General features: G+C 71.2%; 13 protein-coding genes and 1 pseudogene. 5 read left to right on the forward strand and 9 right to left on the reverse strand.

The genetic code is table 11. The annotated features are described in order from the left end of the window. From otsB to EDF21_RS04170, 3 genes are all read right to left on the reverse strand, one after another. Nucleotides 1–780 carry a trehalose-phosphatase gene (gene otsB / locus EDF21_RS04160; RefSeq protein WP_123570377.1) on the reverse strand — a complete coding sequence of 260 codons (780 nt, stop codon included), beginning with the start codon at nucleotides 778–780 and terminating at the stop codon, nucleotides 1–3. Then, nucleotides 777–2,276: an alpha,alpha-trehalose-phosphate synthase (UDP-forming) gene (gene otsA, locus EDF21_RS04165; protein WP_123570378.1), complete on the reverse strand. Its 1,500-nt coding sequence runs from the start codon at nucleotides 2,274–2,276 to the stop codon at nucleotides 777–779. The genes otsB and otsA overlap by 4 nt, the downstream gene beginning before the upstream one ends. Nucleotides 2,277–2,384: 108 nt before the next feature. Continuing rightward, entirely contained in the window at nucleotides 2,385–3,155 is a 771-nt protein-coding gene (locus tag EDF21_RS04170; RefSeq protein ID WP_123570379.1) for a fructosamine kinase family protein, read from the reverse strand. 18 nt (nucleotides 3,156–3,173) lie between these two features. On the opposite strand from EDF21_RS04170, the gene EDF21_RS04175 reads away from it, so the two are divergent. Next, on the forward strand, nucleotides 3,174–4,214 hold the full coding sequence (locus EDF21_RS04175; RefSeq protein WP_123570380.1) for a magnesium transporter CorA family protein: 1,041 nt from the start codon (nucleotides 3,174–3,176) through the stop codon (nucleotides 4,212–4,214). Between the two features lie 83 nt (nucleotides 4,215–4,297). Beyond that, a pseudogene (locus EDF21_RS04180) lies at nucleotides 4,298–5,026 on the forward strand (sugar phosphate isomerase/epimerase family protein); the annotation flags it as partial. Between the two features lie 71 nt (nucleotides 5,027–5,097). On the opposite strand, the gene EDF21_RS04185 reads toward EDF21_RS04180, so the two are convergent. Continuing rightward, nucleotides 5,098–6,252, reverse strand: coding sequence for an SLC13 family permease (locus tag EDF21_RS04185; RefSeq protein ID WP_123570381.1), 1,155 nt, complete (start codon nucleotides 6,250–6,252; stop codon nucleotides 5,098–5,100). Nucleotides 6,253–6,374: 122 nt separating this feature from the next. Here EDF21_RS04185 and EDF21_RS04190 point away from each other — a divergent pair, with 122 nt between their 5' ends. After that, the gene (locus EDF21_RS04190; RefSeq protein WP_123570382.1) at nucleotides 6,375–6,554 is read left to right on the forward strand and encodes a hypothetical protein; all 180 of its coding nucleotides are present in this window, start codon (nucleotides 6,375–6,377) and stop codon (nucleotides 6,552–6,554) included. Nucleotides 6,555–6,623: 69 nt separating this feature from the next. Here EDF21_RS04190 and EDF21_RS04195 read toward each other — a convergent pair whose 3' ends face one another. Next, a complete protein-coding gene (locus EDF21_RS04195; RefSeq protein WP_082460288.1) occupies nucleotides 6,624–7,916 on the reverse strand; it encodes a mechanosensitive ion channel family protein in 1,293 nt (430 codons plus the stop codon). A gap of 139 nt (nucleotides 7,917–8,055) precedes the next feature. On the opposite strand from EDF21_RS04195, the gene EDF21_RS04200 reads away from it, so the two are divergent. Continuing rightward, nucleotides 8,056–8,793 (forward strand): alpha/beta hydrolase, encoded by a 738-nt coding sequence (locus EDF21_RS04200; RefSeq protein ID WP_233568355.1) that lies wholly within the window; start codon nucleotides 8,056–8,058, stop codon nucleotides 8,791–8,793. A gap of 56 nt (nucleotides 8,794–8,849) precedes the next feature. On the opposite strand, the gene EDF21_RS04205 is transcribed toward EDF21_RS04200, so the two are convergent. The 4 genes from EDF21_RS04205 to EDF21_RS04220 form a co-directional block, all read right to left on the reverse strand. Further along, complete coding sequence (locus tag EDF21_RS04205) at nucleotides 8,850–9,089, reverse strand: hypothetical protein (RefSeq protein WP_148053626.1); 240 nt, start codon at nucleotides 9,087–9,089, stop codon at nucleotides 8,850–8,852. A gap of 249 nt (nucleotides 9,090–9,338) precedes the next feature. Further along, nucleotides 9,339–10,253 carry a glycine betaine ABC transporter substrate-binding protein gene (locus EDF21_RS04210; RefSeq protein ID WP_056046265.1) on the reverse strand — a complete coding sequence of 305 codons (915 nt, stop codon included), beginning with the start codon at nucleotides 10,251–10,253 and terminating at the stop codon, nucleotides 9,339–9,341. A 75-nt stretch (nucleotides 10,254–10,328) separates the two neighbouring features. Further along, nucleotides 10,329–11,285: a proline/glycine betaine ABC transporter permease gene (locus EDF21_RS04215; RefSeq protein WP_082460290.1), complete on the reverse strand. Its 957-nt coding sequence runs from the start codon at nucleotides 11,283–11,285 to the stop codon at nucleotides 10,329–10,331. Then, the gene (locus EDF21_RS04220) at nucleotides 11,282–12,553 is read right to left on the reverse strand and encodes a glycine betaine/L-proline ABC transporter ATP-binding protein (protein ID WP_199736210.1); all 1,272 of its coding nucleotides are present in this window, start codon (nucleotides 12,551–12,553) and stop codon (nucleotides 11,282–11,284) included. The genes EDF21_RS04215 and EDF21_RS04220 overlap by 4 nt, the downstream gene beginning before the upstream one ends. 490 nt (nucleotides 12,554–13,043) lie before the next feature. Between EDF21_RS04220 and EDF21_RS04225 the strand changes: the two genes are divergently transcribed. Continuing rightward, entirely contained in the window at nucleotides 13,044–14,582 is a 1,539-nt protein-coding gene (locus EDF21_RS04225; RefSeq protein WP_123570384.1) for an amino acid permease, read from the forward strand. The last annotated feature ends 507 nt before the right edge of the window (nucleotides 14,583–15,089 follow it).

Here is a 15,089-nt window from a genome sequence, read left to right on the forward strand (position 1 = left end):
TCAGGCATGACCGAGATGCCCACGCAGGCCGGCCAGTTCGACGAGCAGGTCCGCCACGGCGGCGGGGTCGGCGACGCGATGCATCGCCCCCGTCTCGCCCGGGCCGACCTTGATCGACAGGTCACCCTCGCCGAGTGCCCGGAAGCCGTCCTCGTCGGTGACGTCGTCCCCGGCGTAGAGGACGCCCGTGGCCTGGACGGCCTCCCGGAGCCGGTCGATGCCGTCGTTCTTGCCGGTCGCCCGGACGGCGAACTCGAGGACGTTCTTGCCCACGCGCTCGTGCATGCCGCCGAGCGCCTCGACGGCCTCGCGGGCCGCCGTGTGGACGGCCTCGGTGGTCGCGGCGTCCGCCAGCCGCGTGTGCAGGGCGAGGCCTGCGGGTTTCTCTTCGACGAAGACGCCGTCACGCCCCTCGGCCACACCGTGGACGGCGTCGGACAAGCGCGCACGGCCGGCCTTCTCGTCGTCGCTCAACGAGGTCTCGTGACCGTCGACCCGCACCTCGATGCCGTGCGAGCCGACCAACAGCACCTCGTCGGGGGTCTGGCTGACCTCGATCAACGAGGCGAGGTCGCGCCCGGACACGAGGGCGACGGTGGTCTGGTCGAGTGCCGACAGGCGCATGATCGCGTCCATGGCCGCGGGCAACGCCCGGGCCCGCAGGGGCGCGTCGACCTCGGGCGCCAGGGTGCCGTCGAAGTCGAGCGCGACGAGGAGGCGCGGGGTCGTCGCGAGACGACCGAGCGCGTCGCTCAGGGCCAGGGGGTCGGAACCGGTCACGAGACGTCACCGTCCGTCGTCGCCGAGGCCGGGGCAGGCGTGATCTGCTGCCCGGGTCGCACGTTCTCGAGGGCCTGCAGGAAGGACGCCGACCACTTGGCCACGTCGTTCTCGAGGACGCGTCGGCGCAGGGCCCGCATGCGGGTGGTGCGGTCGCGCTTGGGCATCTCGACGGCGCGCATGATGGTGTTCTTGAGGCCGCCGATGTCGTGCGGGTTGATCAGCAGGGCGCTCTTGAGCTCGTCGGCCGCGCCGGCGAACTCGCTCAGCACGAGCACGCCGTCGTTGTCGCGCCGCACCGCCACGTACTCTTTCGCGACCAGGTTCATGCCGTCGCGGAGGGCCGTGACCAGCATGATGTCGGCGGCGAGGTACAACGCCACCATCTCTTCGCGCGGGTAGCCGTGGTGGTGGTAGCTGATGGCCGTGTGGCTCATGGTGCCGTAGTCGCCGTTCACGCGGCCGACGGTGAGCTCGATCTCGTCGCGCAGCAGCTTGTAGGTCTCGACCCGCTCACGGCTCGGGCTCGCGACCTGCACGAGCGTGGCGTCCTCGACGCTGAGCCGACCGTCGGCGAGCAACTCACCGAACGCCTTCATGCGGTGCCGGATGCCCTTCGTGTAGTCGAGACGGTCGACGCCGAGCATGATCGTCTTGGGGTTGCCGAGGCCCTCGCGGATCTCGCGGGCCCTGGCCTGCACGTCGGGGCGCGCGGCGAGCTCTTCGTAGCTGGCGGCGTCGATCGAGATCGGGAAGTGCTTCGCCAGCACCCGGCGGACCTTGGTGCCCCGGCGCGAGACCGGCGCGGACTCGTCGTCGACCGGGACCTCGATGTAGGGGCGCGTCGTCGAGTACCCGAGCAGGTGGCGGACGGCGCGGGAGAAGTTCGACGCGTCGTCCGCCCGCTGGAAGCCGATGACGTCGGCACCGAGCAGGCCCTCGACGATCTGCTGCCGCCAGGGCAGCTGAGAGAAGATGCCGAGCGGCGGGAACGGGATGTGGTTGAAGAACCCGATGGTGACGTCGGGTCGGGCCTCGCGCAGCATCTTCGGCACGAGCTGCAGCTGGTAGTCCTGCACCCAGATGGTGCCGCCCTCTTCGGTGATCTCGGCCGCGCGGTCGGCGAAGCGCTGGTTGACCTGCACGTAGGACTCCCACCAGACCCGGTGGTAGGTCGGAGCGGCGATGACGTCGTGGTAGAGCGGCCAGAGCGTGTCGTTGCTGAAGCCCTCGTAGTAGCGCTGCACCTCGTCGGCGCTGAGCGGCACGGGGACGATCTCGATGCCGTCGGACTCGAAGGGCTCGAACTCGAGGTCGGGTTGGCCCGCCCAGCCCACCCACGCCCCGTCGTTGGCCTTCATGACGGGTTCGAGGGCCGTGACGAGACCCCCGGGCGAATGCTGCCACGACGCCAACCCGTCGTCGGCGATGACCCGGTCGACGGGGAGGCGGTTGGAGACGACGACGAAGCCGTAACGTTCGGGGGTGTCGGGCATGGGGTGGGTCGGCTCCTGTCGCATCGCCCGCACGGACGCGGGACGGCCAGATTATCAGCGGTGCCCCAGACGGCTCCTGGCGACCGGCGTACCCCACCCGGACGATCTTCAGACGAGGCGCAGGGTCGCCTCGGCGGCCCGCACGAGGGACGCCCCGTAGCTCGGTCCGTGTCCGGCGGCGTGCACGGCCAACGGGTGGAGCTGGTGCAGCGGCACGCGACCCCGCCACCCCTCGCCCAGCGGCGAGCGCGCCTCGTAGCCCGCCAGCACGTCCTCGAGGTGCGGGCAGCCGAACAGGGCCAGCATCGCCAGGTCGGTCTCGGGATGACCGCCGTGGGCGGCCGGGTCGATGAGCACGACTCCCCCGGCGTCGAAGAGCACGTTGCCGGCCCACAGGTCCCCGTGGAGGCGGGCCGGGGGCAGGTCGTCGTCGAACGCGCCCTCGGCGACGAGGCGGCAGGCTCGCTCGACGACCTCGAGGCCCGCCCGGTCGAGACCGCCCGCCCGGACGGCGACGCGGGCGTAGGGCAGGACCCGCTGCTCGGCGTAGAAGACCCCCCAGGTCGCCTTCGGTCGCACCGTCATCGGACGGCTGCCGATGAAGCACGGCCCCGCCCACCCCCGAGGAGGCGCACCGAACGCCTCCGCGCCGCTCGCGTGGGTCACCGCGAGGGCCTCGCCGAAGGCCCGTGCGGCCTCCGCCGTGGGACGGACCTCGTGCACGGGATCGAGGTCGATGCGCCCCGGGGACGCGGCCTGGACGCCGACCGTGCGCGCGCCTCCTCGGGGCGTAGCCTCGGCGAGCCAGGCGAGACCGGCCGCCTCGGCCTCGAAGAACCCGGCGGGGGCGTCGGCACGCTGCTTCGTGTAGGAGGTCACGGGAATAGCATGCGCCCCATGACCGACACCCGTCCCCCGCGCACCGAGGGGCCCCGCGGCCCCGCCGACGACGGCGCCCGTCCCGACACGACCATCGTCACGCGCGCCTACCGAGGGGGCCAGCTGATCGCCCACGACTTCCCGCTGCACGAGGTGAGCGACCACCTCGAGACGGACGGCTGTCACGTGTGGATCGACCTCACCGACCCGACCGCCGGCGACCTCGCCTCGCTCGAGGACGAACTCGGACTGCACGAGCTCGCCGTCGAGGACGCACTGCAGGACGGACAGCGGCCCAAGGTCGACCGTTACGACAACCATCTGTTCACCGCTCTCTACGACGTGCGCTTCGACCGGGCCAGCGGCGTGCTCGACACGAGCGAGGTGAAGGCGTTCATCACGGAGCGCGCCCTCGTGACGATCCACCATCCGGAGTTCGACGTCACCCGGCTGCAGGCGACCTTCGACCAGAACCGCGACCTGGCGTCGCACGGCGTCTCGTACTTCCTCTGGGGTCTGCTCGACTGCGTCGTGGACCGGCACTTCGACGCCACGGATGCGCTGGACGACGAGATCGAGGGCATCGCCGACGACCTCTTCGACCCCGCGCCCCGGACCATCGACGTGCAGAAGCGCTCGTTCGCCCTGCGGAAGAGCCTCGTCCAGCTGCGGCGGGTCGCGTCGCCGATGCGCGAGGTGCTGAACACGCTGCTGCGCCGCGACCTGAAGGAGGTCGACTCCGCCATGCACCCGTACTTCCAGGACGTCTACGACCACGTGCTGCGCGTGGCCGAGCAGAACGACTCCCTGCGCGACCTCGTCTCGACCATCCTCGACACGAACCTCAACCTGCAGTCCAACCGCATGAACCTCATCATGAAGAAGGTGACGAGCTGGGCGGCCATCATCGCGGTCCCCACGGCGATCACCGGGTTCTACGGGCAGAACGTGCCGTATCCGGGGTTCCAGTCCGTTACCGGCTTCGTCACCTCGTGCGTGCTGATCGTGGCGATCGGCGGCCTGCTCTGGTGGCAGTTCAAGCGCCGCGACTGGCTGTAGCCCGCCGTTCCCGCACTGTTCACCGCGGTGTCGACGCCGCCGCGACGCCCCGGTCGTAGCCTGGCCGCGTGATCACGGTCGGAATGAGCACGTCCTGCGTCTTCCCGCTGTCGACCGACGAGGCCTTCCGGCTCGCGCGGCTCACCGGCTTCGACGGGGTCGAGGTGATGGTGACGGCCGACCGGGCGACCCGACGACCCGAGCTGCTCCGTGCGGCGTCCGCCCGGTGGGGGCTGCCCGTTCTCTCGGTGCACGCCCCCGTCCTGCCCGTCGCGCACTTCGCCTTCGGTCGTGACCAGGTCGACAAGCTGCGGCGCTCGGCCGGACTCGCCCGCGAGCTGGGCGCCACGACCGTCGTCGTCCATCCGCCGTTCGTCTGGCAGCGGTCCTACGCGGCGCGGTTCGTCGACGTCGTCCGCGAGATCGCGACCGAGACGGGCGTCACCCTCGCCGTCGAGAACATGTTCCCCGTGAGGTTCGGGCCGGCCGGGTTCGACCCCTACCGCCCGGGACACGACCCCTCGTCCCTCGACGTGGAGGCGGCCACCCTCGACTTCTCGCACGCCGCCGTCGCCGGGCGCGACGCGCTCGACCTCGCCCTGGCGCTCGGGCCGAGGTTGCGCCACGTCCACCTGACCGACGGCGTCGTCTCGTCCCGCCCCGGCGGGCTGCACGACCAGCACCGGGTGCCGGGTCTCGGCACGCAGCCGGTCGCCGAGGTGCTCACCCACCTGGCCCGGTCGGGGTGGGCCGGCACCGTCGCCGCCGAGGTGCACACCGACGGGGACGAGGAGGCGCGGCTCGGCCAGCTCCGGCGGACCCTCGCCTTCGCGCGTCGTCACCTCGCGACCGCGCCCGCGTCGGGCCTGAGCGCCCGGGACCCTCAGACGAACAGCACCGTCGCGACGACCGCGAGCGGCACGGCGACCGCCGCCACCCCGAGGCCGGCGAGCACGAACCGCCCCCACGCGACCTCGACGCCCATCGACGACAAGCGCGAGTGCCAGAGCAGCGTGGCGAGCGAGGCCCACGGCATCACGAGGCAGCCGATGTTGACCCCGACGAGCACGGCGACGAGCCGCAGCGGCGACCCGGCCACCGGCTCGAGGGCGAGGTAGGCCGGGAGGTTGTTGGCCACGTTCGCGGCCACCGCGCTGCCGCCCGCCAGTCGCAGCAGGTCGGGCAGTCGGTCGCCGGTGCCCACGACGGCTCCGAGCAGGTCGGCCAGGCCGAGCGAGTGAGCGGCCTCGACGACGAGGAACAGCCCGCCGGCGAAGAGCAGCGTGCCCCACGGCACCAGTCCGAGTCGGAGGACGCCGCGGCGGCGGACGGCCGTGGTGACGACGAGCACGAGCGCCGCGACGGCGGCGGGGATCCAGACCTCGACGCCCGAGACCAGGGCCGGTACGAGCAGCCCCGTCGCGACCGCGGCGACGCCGAAGAGCACGCGATCGGCCACGGGCTCGGACGCCGGCGCCTCGAACCGGCCGACCAGCTGACGGCGGTAGCGCAGTCCGATGGCCACGACGGGGACGACGACGCCCACCACGGCGGCCGGTGCGACCAAGGCGGCGAACTGCACGGGGGCCGGTGATCCGAGCTCGTGCAGCGCGAGCAGGTTGGTGAGGTTCGAGACCGGCAACAGCATCGAGGCGCAGTTCGCGAGCCACACCGTCGTCAGCGCGAACGGCATCGGCGGCAGGCCGGCGTGCCGGGCCACGATCACGACCACCGGCGTGAGCAGCACCGCCGTCGTGTCGAGCGAGAGGAACACCGTGCAGAGCACCGCGAGCGCCACGACCAGGAGCCACAGCACGAGCACCCGCCCTCCGGCCAGCCGGGCCGAGGCGGACGCCAGCCACGAGAAGAGTCCGGCCTCCGCCGCGAGCTCCGCGACGATCGTCAGGCCGACGACGAAGCCGAGCACGGGCGCGACCCGTTCGACGAGCGCGAGCAGTTCGTCACCGGTCAGGACGCCGGTGAACACGGCCACGAGGCCGAGCAACACGAACACGCCTCCGAGCAGGGCAGTGCGCACGGCATTCTCCTTCGACCGCAGGACGCACCGGCACGGGACGCCGGGCAGCTCAACCTACTCCCACCCGGACTCGTGCCACGTCACGCGGTACCGTGGTCGAAACGACCCCTGGGAGCCCCACCGTGCGCAAATTCCTCTTCAACGGCGCGATCATCAGCGCGATCTTCTCCGGCATCAGCCTCCTCAAGAGCCTGAGCGCCGGCCCTCGTGACTGGCGCCTCGCCCTCATGGCGATCAGCTGGGCGGCGTCGACCGCGATCGCCGTGGGCAACGTCATCGAGGCCGCGAACGACAACGACTGACGTCTGCCGAGACACCGAGGAGGCGCGTCCCGCTCTGGCGGGGCGCGCCTCCTCGTCCGTGTGGTCGCGTCAGCGACGCCCGTCGACGCCGGGCGTCGGCCCGGCCGGGTCGCCGTCGGGACGGCCGGTCGGCAGGCCACCGGGTCGTCCCGCGACGTGCGGGTCGTGTTCCGCCTCGGCGCCGAGCGAGGCCTGGTACTCGGCGACGTCGTGGATCGGGATGGCCGCCGTGAAGAGCGCCGTGCGTTCGGAGTCGGCGTTGTCGCCGCTGAACAGGGCGGAGGCCTCCGACGTCGACCGGTGGGCCCGTCCCTTCGGCGCCGGTTCGGCCTCGACCATCTGCACCCGCGTCCGCGGGATCGACTGCGGGCTCTTCGCGTGCAGCCAGGCGATCAGGTCCTCGCGGACGAGGCAGCGCAGGTCGAACAGGGTCGGTGCGTCCTTGGCCGTGACGAGCACCCTCACCCGCACGTAGCCGGCCTGGGCGTCGGTGACCTGGAGCACCTTGGTGCGTCCGTCCCAGAGGTCCGTCCCCGCGAGGATCACGTCGAGCTCCTTCCGCATGGCCCCCGGGTCGACCCGCCAGTCCAGGTCGAACTCGACCGCTCCGAGCAGCTCGCTGTTGCGCCGAGTCCAGTTCTCGAACGGGGTGGTCGTGAAGTAGGTCGACGGCAGCACGAGACGCCGGTCGTCCCAGACGTGGACGACGACGTACGACAGGGTGATCTCCTCGATCAGGCCCCATTGCCCCTCGACCACGACGACGTCGTCGATGCGGATGGCGTCGCTGAAGGCCAGTTGGATGCCCGCGAAGACGTTCGCCAGGGTCGACTGCGCCGCGAGGCCCGCGACGACCGAGACCAGCCCCGCACTCGCGAGGACGCTCGCACCGACCGCCTCGACCCCCGGGAACCCGAGCAGCACGGTGCCCGCGGCCAGGATCACGATCAGGGCCACGGTCAGCCGTCGGAGGATGAGCACCTGGGTGCGGACCCGACGCGCCACCCGGTTGTCGGGGGTGTCGACCCGGTAGCGCGACAGGCCGAGGTCCTCGAAGAAGATCGCGAGGGCACCCACGAACCAGGCGACGACGACGATGACGGCGCAGCGGAAGGCCTGTGACACCCACCCCTCCCCCGGGTAGTCGGCGGGGAGCAGGGCGTCGAACGACGTGGTCAGCGCGACGACGAGCAGCACGACGAGCAGCGTGGCGCGGAAAGGGCGGCGCATGCGCGTCACGAAGGCCTGCGCCCACTCCTTGCGCTTGGCGACCACGCCGACGACCAGGCCGACGACGGCCGAGATGACGAAGGTGAGGACGACGGCGGCGACGAGCGAGATGACGAGTTGTATCCAGGGCATCCCCCGAGCCTGTCGCATGACGCACGGCTCCGTCCCGGCTGGCCCCTGGGACGATGGAACGGTGAGACGATCCACAGCTTCCCGTCACGAGTCCGCCCCGCCTTCTCCTCCCCGGCGTCACGCCTCCCGGCGACGGCGCGTGCTCAAGGGCGTGGCCCTCGGACTGTTCGCCGTGGTCGTGCTCGCCGCCACGGGGTTCTTCGTCTGGGCCAAGACGCCGATGTCGGCGACGGCGTCCTCGCTCGCCTCGGTGTCCGCCGACGAACGGGTCGAGGTGACGAGCAGACCCGACACGGTCGTGATGCGACCGACCGAGACGGCCGCCACCGGCCAGGGTCTCGTGTTCGTCGCCGGCGCCCGGGTCGACCCGCAGGCCTACGAACAGACCTTCGCGGGGCTCGTCGCCACCGGCGTCACCGTCGTCGTCGAACGACCCACGCTCGGGTTCGGCATCCTCGACCCCCGCCCGCTGTCGACCTTCACCGACCTCGCCCCCGAGGTCGACGCGTGGGCGGTCGGCGGTCACTCGCTCGGCGGGGTGCGTGCCTGTCAGTACGCCGCCGACGACAGGTCGGTGGACGCCCTGGTGCTCCTCGGCTCGTACTGCGCGACGACCGACCTCTCGGACGACGACGAGTTGGCCGTCCTCAGCCTCGGCGGGTCCGAGGACGGCCTCAGCACCCCGGCGAAGATCGCGACCTACCGCGACATGCTGCCGGGCAGCGCGTCGATGGTCGAGATCGACGGGTCGAACCACGCACAGTTCGGCAGCTACGGCGCGCAGTCCGGAGACGGTTCGGCCACGATCTCGGACGAGGAGGCGCGCGAGCGCATCACGCGCCAGCTCACGTCGTTCTTCGCGGGCGTCGGCGTCTAGGCCCCCAAGGGCCTCTTACCGGCGGCGACGCACGGACGGGCGGGCCAGGCGACGGTTCAGATCGAGCGCTTGCGCTGCCGCAGGGCCTCGAGGGCGAGCCCCTCGGAGGGGTACCGCCCGACGACCTCGCCCCAGCGGGGGTCGGCGCCGCGGAGCGCGACGAAGGCGCCCTGCTCGGCCCGGACGTGGCCGAGCACGCGGTCCGGGGTCGACACCTGGACGAGGTCGGACGAGACGGTGCGCGTGATGACGCGGGCCATTCTCCTCAGGACGTCGGTCGGTGCGGTGGTGCTCACGGGTGGTGCCTCTCGTGGTGCTCGTACGGGTGGTGCGACGACGTCTCGGTGACGTCCGTCGACGACGCTACCCGCGCCTCCCGGGGTGTGACCTCGGGGTTCGCTGTGCGTCGGGTGTCGTCCGGCTGTGGTTTCACCCGGCTCCGTCACCCACCATCCGGGCCCGCCCCGGCACCCCGCCGGGCGCCCGGTACGACGACGCCCCGGACGACCGGGGCTCGGCCGGGGCGACGTCCTAGGCGGATCGGATCAGCTGGTGAGGCCGTCGACGTAGTCCTGGTTCTCGGAGATCCACTTCTCGACGACGGGGGCGTAGTCGTCGCCGTCGACCTCGTCACCGTTGAACATGGCGTTCTCGAGCGAGGACAGGGTCTCGGTGTCCATCTCGAAGCCCTGCAGCCACTCGGTCAGCTGCGGGAAGTCCGCCGTGAAGCTCTTGCCGCCGAACGAGTGGATGCCCTCGGCGTCGCCCAGGGTGCCCTCGGGGTCGGCGAGGTCCTTGATGGGGAACGCGTCGTAGGCCCAGTGCGGGCTCCACAGCGTCACCGCGATGTTCTCGCCCGCGTCGGTCGCGCTCTTGAGCTCGGTCAGCATGGCGGCGGTCGACGAGGTCTGCAGCTGCAGGTCGCTCAGGCCGTAGGTGGGGATGGTCTCGTCCTGGACGGCGGCCGTGAGGCCCGCGCCCGGCTCGATGCCGACGATCTTGCCGCCGAACAGGTCCGCGTTGGCCGCCAGCTCGTCGAGCGAGTCGATCGGGGCGTCCTCGTTCACGGCGACCGCGAGCTTGGCGCCGTCGTTCCAGGCGCCGAGATCGGTCAGGTCGTCGCCGTACTGCTCGATGTACGAGGCGTGGGTGGTCGGCAGCCAGGTGTCGAGCACGACGTCGTAGTCGTCGGTGGTGAGCCCGCTGTAGACGGGGGCCACGTCGGCCGGCTCGAGGTTGACCGTGTAGCCCTCGTCCTCGAGGACGGTCTTCCACAGCCAGGAGGCCGCGATGCCCTCGTCCCAGCCGTTGAACACGGCGAGGTCGACGACGGCCTGGTCGCCGTTGTCGAGGGTCTCGCCCTCGGCCGACGAGCCGCTGCCGGGAGGCGAGCAGGCGGCCAGTCCGAGGACGGCGGTGGTGCCGAGGGCGATCGATGCGGCGATGGTGCGCTTCTTCATGTGTTCCTTTCGGGTGGTGCAGGAGGCGCGGGTCGGGTGGGTACGTGGTGCTCCCGTCCCGCAGGTGGTCGGGGTCTAGGCCGAGGCCGTCGCGGGTTCGCGGCGGTCGGCCGGGGGCAGGGGCTGCTCGGCCTCGGCGCGGTCGGGAGCCGGGGTCGGCGGAACGGACCGGCGGTTCTGCGCCCGGGCCAGCCGTCGGGCGTGACGGTCGGACCCGAGGGCCGCCGTCATGCGGTCGAGGACGATCGCCAGGATGACCACCGAGATGCCGGCCTCGGCACCCAGCCCGACGTCGATGCGGTTGAGGCTCGCGACGATGTCGCCGCCCAGTCCCCCCGCGCCGACCATGCCGGCGATGACGACCATCGAGAGCGAGAGCATGATCACCTGGTTGACGCCGGCCATGATGCTGGGCTTCGCGAGGGGCAGCTGGATCTGACGCAGGATGCGCCACGGTGACGAGCCGAACGCCTGGCCGGCCTCGACCACCTCCTTGTCGACGCCGCGGATGCCGAGCTCGGTCAGGCGGACGCCGGGGGCCATGGCGAAGACGATGGTGGCGACGATGCCGGGCACGACGCCGACGCGGAACAGCAGCAGGGCGGGGATGAGGTAGACGAACGCGGGCGTCGTCTGCATGAAGTCCAGCACGGGCCGGATGATCTGCGACGCGACGCCCGACTTCGCCGCGAGCACGCCGAGCGGGATGCTCAGCGCGATGGCGAGCGTGCTGGCGACGAGCACGAGGGCGAGGCTCGACATCGCGTTGTCCCACTGGTTGACCGTTCCGATGAACAGCAGGCCGACGGCCGTGCCGACCGAGAACTTCCAGCCCTTCGCGACGAAGGCGAGGGCGGCGATCACGATCACGACCGCCCAGAAGGGAGGTGCGCCGAGGAAGTACGCGACCCACTCGTAGAAGAACGTGAAGACCAGGCGGACGACGTCGAAGAAGCCGCCCAGGTGGGTGGTGATCCAGTCGACGACGTCCGAGACCCAGGAGCCGAAGGGGATGCGGAGGTACTCGTTCATCGGGTGGCTCCTTCGAGGGTGGCGTCGAGCTCGACGTCCGAGATGCGGGTGACGGGCTCGAGCACGGGGATGGGAGAGGTGGTCGTGTCGACGTTGCCGAGCGCCGCGAGCAGGGTCACGCGCGGGATGACGCCGAGCAGGCGGTCGGCGTCGTCCACGACGGCGATCGGCAGCGGACTCTCGACCGCCAACTCGAAGAGGTCGACCAGCGCGGCCTCGGGCCCGACCTTCGAGAACTCCGCGTTGACGATGGCGGCGAGGTCGGTGTCGTTCGCCTTGACCTGGCGCATGACGTGCCGGTCGCGCACCCAGCCGAGGAGCTTGCGGTCACGGCCGGTGACGAACAGGGCGGCGGTCTGGAGGTCGCGCACGGAACGCAGGGCGCCCCGGGGGCCGACCGTGAGCGGGACGACCGCCCGGGCGGGCTCCATGACGCTGGCCGCCGTGAGGACCCGCGCCCGGTCGACGTCCTGCACGAACTGGGCGACGTAGTCGTTGGCGGGGTCGGTGAGGATGTCCTCGGGCGTGCCGATCTGCACGATGCGGCCGTCGCGCATCACGGCGATGCGGTCCCCGAGGAACATCGCCTCGTTCAGGTCGTGGGTGATGAAGACGATCGTCTTGCCGAGCTTCGCCTGCAGCTCGACGAGCTGCTCCTGCATCTCGCGGCGGATCAGCGGGTCGAGGGCCGAGAACGCCTCGTCCATCAGCAGGATGTCGGTCTCGGCGGCGAGGGCGCGGGCGAGGCCGACGCGCTGCTGCATGCCGCCCGAGAGCTGGCTCGGCAGCTCGTCCTCCCAACCCGCGAGGCCGACGATCTCGGTGACCTCCCGAGCCTTGGCCAGACGAGCCGCCTTCGCGACCCCCTGCACCTCGAGGCCGTAGGCGACGTTGTCGATGACGGTGCGGTGCGGCAGCAGCGCGAAGTGCTGGAACACCATCGACACGTTCTGCCGACGCACCTCGCGGAGCCGCTTGGCCGGGACGTCCGAGATCGCCGAGCCCGCGACCTCGACCGAGCCGGACGTGGGCTCGAGCAGGCCGTTGAGCATGCGGATGAGGGTCGACTTTCCCGAGCCGGAGAGCCCCATCACGACGAAGATCTCGCCGGGCCGGACGTCGAACGAGGCGTCGATGACGGCAGCGGTGCCGAGGCCCGCGGCCTCGGAGCGGGAGGCGCCGGCCTCGAGTCGGGCGACGGCGTCCTTGGGTCGGCGGCCGAACACCTTGTACAGGTTCCGGGCACGCACGGCAGGCGTAGTGGTCACAGGTGTCTCCAGGCGCGCCGAGGGGGCACCGGCCGCTCGGGCCGGTTCGCCGTCGGCGGCGATCGGGTCGGGCGAACGGGTCGACGACGCGTGCGGACCGTGTCGGCTCAAGCCCACCGTGGAACCACGGGGCGAACCTGTCCTCCGCCGGGTCGGTCATGGGACCGGACCCTCGCGCCACCAGACCGTACGACGACCGGAACCCGAACTGATCGGACCATCGGTCGGCGCGTCCTGATGATGACGGGCCCGGTCTCCCGGGCCTCCACGACCGTAGCCGACATCCGTCGTCCATCCGAATTGCGAACCGGCCCGACGGCGCCGCGGGTGTACCCCGGACACCCTGCGTCCCGGCGTGTCGCCCATGCCTGCGGGCCTGGTGATCGTCACCCATTCGTTATCCGCATGTGAATCGGCACCGCGCCTCCTGGGGGTTCGCCCGTCTCGCGGCGGTGATGCGGGCGAAAGCGATAGGGGCTACGGTCGACCGATGACGAGTCCCACGAACGGGGGCGGCGACGCCTCCACCGAGACGCACCTCCCGCAAGACTTCTCGCACGAGCAAGAGGGTTTCCAGCACGGGCTCAAGCCGCGTCAGCTGCAGATGATCGCCATCGGCGGGGCGATCGGCACGGGGCTCTTCCTCGGCGCCGGCGGTCGACTGGCCTCGGCCGGTCCGGCTCTCGCGATCGTGTTCGCGATCTGTGGCGTCTTCGCGTTCTTCATCCTGCGTGCCCTCGGCGAGCTGGTGCTGCACCGCCCCTCCTCGGGGTCGTTCGTCTCGTACGCCCGCGAGTTCTTCGGCGAGAAGTTCGCCTACGCGGCCGGGTGGATGTACTTCCTGAACTGGGCGATGACGGCCATCGTCGACGTCACCGCGGTCGCCCTGTACCTGCACTACTGGTCCGCGTTCACCGCAGCACCCGACTGGCTGCTGGCCCTGGTGGCCCTCGCCGTGGTGCTCTCGGTCAACCTGCTGGCCGTGAAGGTCTTCGGCGAGATGGAGTTCTGGTTCGCGATCATCAAGGTCGCCGCTCTCGTGGTGTTCCTCGTGGTCGGCGTCGTGTGGCTCGCGGCGGCGTTCCCCGTGACGCACGACGGTGCCGCGGTCGACACCGGCTGGGGCCTCGTGGCGTCGTCGGGCATCCTGCCGAACGGCCTGCTGCCGGCCGTGATCGTGGTGCAGGGCGTCGTCTTCGCCTATGCCGCGATCGAGCTGGTGGGCACGGCGTCGGGCGAGACCCAGAACCCCGAGAAGGTCGTGCCGCGCGCCATCAACACGGTCATCATCCGCATCGCGGTCTTCTACGTCGGGTCGCTGGTGCTGCTCTCGCTGCTGCTGCCGTACACGGCCTACAAGGCGGGCGAGAGCCCGTTCGTCACGTTCTTCGGCAGCATCGGCAGCCCCGAGGTGGGCGACGTCGCGGGGTCGATCATGAACTTCGTGGTCGTGACGGCCGCGCTGTCGAGCCTCAACGCCGGGCTGTACTCGACCGGCCGCGTGTTGCACTCGATGGGCATGAACGGCTCGGCCCCGAAGTTCACGACGAAGATGTCGAAGGGCGGGGTGCCGTTCGGCGGCATCCTGTTGACCGCGAGCATCACCCTGCTGGGCGTCGTGCTGAACGCGATCGTGGGGGCGAACACGGCGTTCGAGATCGTGTTGAACATCGCGTCTCTGGGCATCCTGACGGCGTGGGGCACGATCATCCTCTGCCAGATGCGACTGCGTCAGTGGGCGAAGCAGGGCAAGGCGAAGGAGCCCTCGTTCAGGTTGCCGGGGGCGCCGGTCACGAGCTACCTGACGCTGGCCTTCCTGGCCGCGGTCGTCGTCCTGATGGCGATCGACTGGCCGATCGGGTCGTTCACGGTCATGTCGCTCGTCGTGATCATCCCTCTGTTGATGCTCGGGTGGCACCTGCAGCGCGACCGCATCCTGGCTGCCGCCCGCCTCCGTGAGGGCATGACGGGCCCGTACCCCGTGACCGGCCGCGACGCCGCCTCGCAGGTCCCCCGCGACGGCCAGTAACCCCGCCCACCCCACCGACGCAGGAGGCGCGGGCCGCCCCGCCCGCGCCTCCTGCCGTCTCCCCCCGCTGACGACCCAAGCAACCTCACTCCCCCGTGACGAGCAAAGCAACGTCACCCCCCGTGACGAGCGAAGCGACGTCACCCCCCGTGACGAGCGAAGCGACGTCACCGTCCGTGACGAGCGAAGCGACGTCACCCCCGAGCAACGGCGACCTGGCGGGCCCGGCTTGCTCCCCGTCCGTGACGAGCGAAGCGACGTCACCCCCGAGCAACGGCGACCTGGCGGGCCCGGCTGGCTCCCCGTGCGAGCTGGGCCGCGGTCCGCGGAGCGGACCAGACCCATACGACGAAAGAATCCCCCGCTTCTGCGACTGCAGAACACGGGGGACCCAATTCTTTCGTGCACCCCCTCGGACTTGAACCGAGAACCCACTGGTTAATCGACGAGCGCCCCGTCGTCGAGCTACGTCCCCGCCTCGCGAGGGCGTCGTGAGCCGTACGTGCG

The organism is Frigoribacterium sp. PhB118 (assembly GCF_003751725.1).
GTDB lineage: Bacteria > Actinomycetota > Actinomycetes > Actinomycetales > Microbacteriaceae > Frigoribacterium.

What these genes read in the sequence shown, in the direction of transcription:
- EDF21_RS04225 (WP_123570384.1), top strand. Translation starts at nt 13,044, where the DNA reads ATGACGAGTCCCACGAACGGGGGCGGCGACGCCTCCACCGAGACGCAC.
- EDF21_RS04210 (WP_056046265.1), bottom strand. Translation starts at nt 10,253, where the DNA reads ATGAAGAAGCGCACCATCGCCGCATCGATCGCCCTCGGCACCACCGCC.
- EDF21_RS04195 (WP_082460288.1), bottom strand. Translation starts at nt 7,916, where the DNA reads ATGCCCTGGATACAACTCGTCATCTCGCTCGTCGCCGCCGTCGTCCTC.
- EDF21_RS04175 (WP_123570380.1), top strand. Translation starts at nt 3,174, where the DNA reads ATGACCGACACCCGTCCCCCGCGCACCGAGGGGCCCCGCGGCCCCGCC.
- EDF21_RS04215 (WP_082460290.1), bottom strand. Translation starts at nt 11,285, where the DNA reads ATGAACGAGTACCTCCGCATCCCCTTCGGCTCCTGGGTCTCGGACGTC.
- otsA (WP_123570378.1), bottom strand. Translation starts at nt 2,276, where the DNA reads ATGCCCGACACCCCCGAACGTTACGGCTTCGTCGTCGTCTCCAACCGC.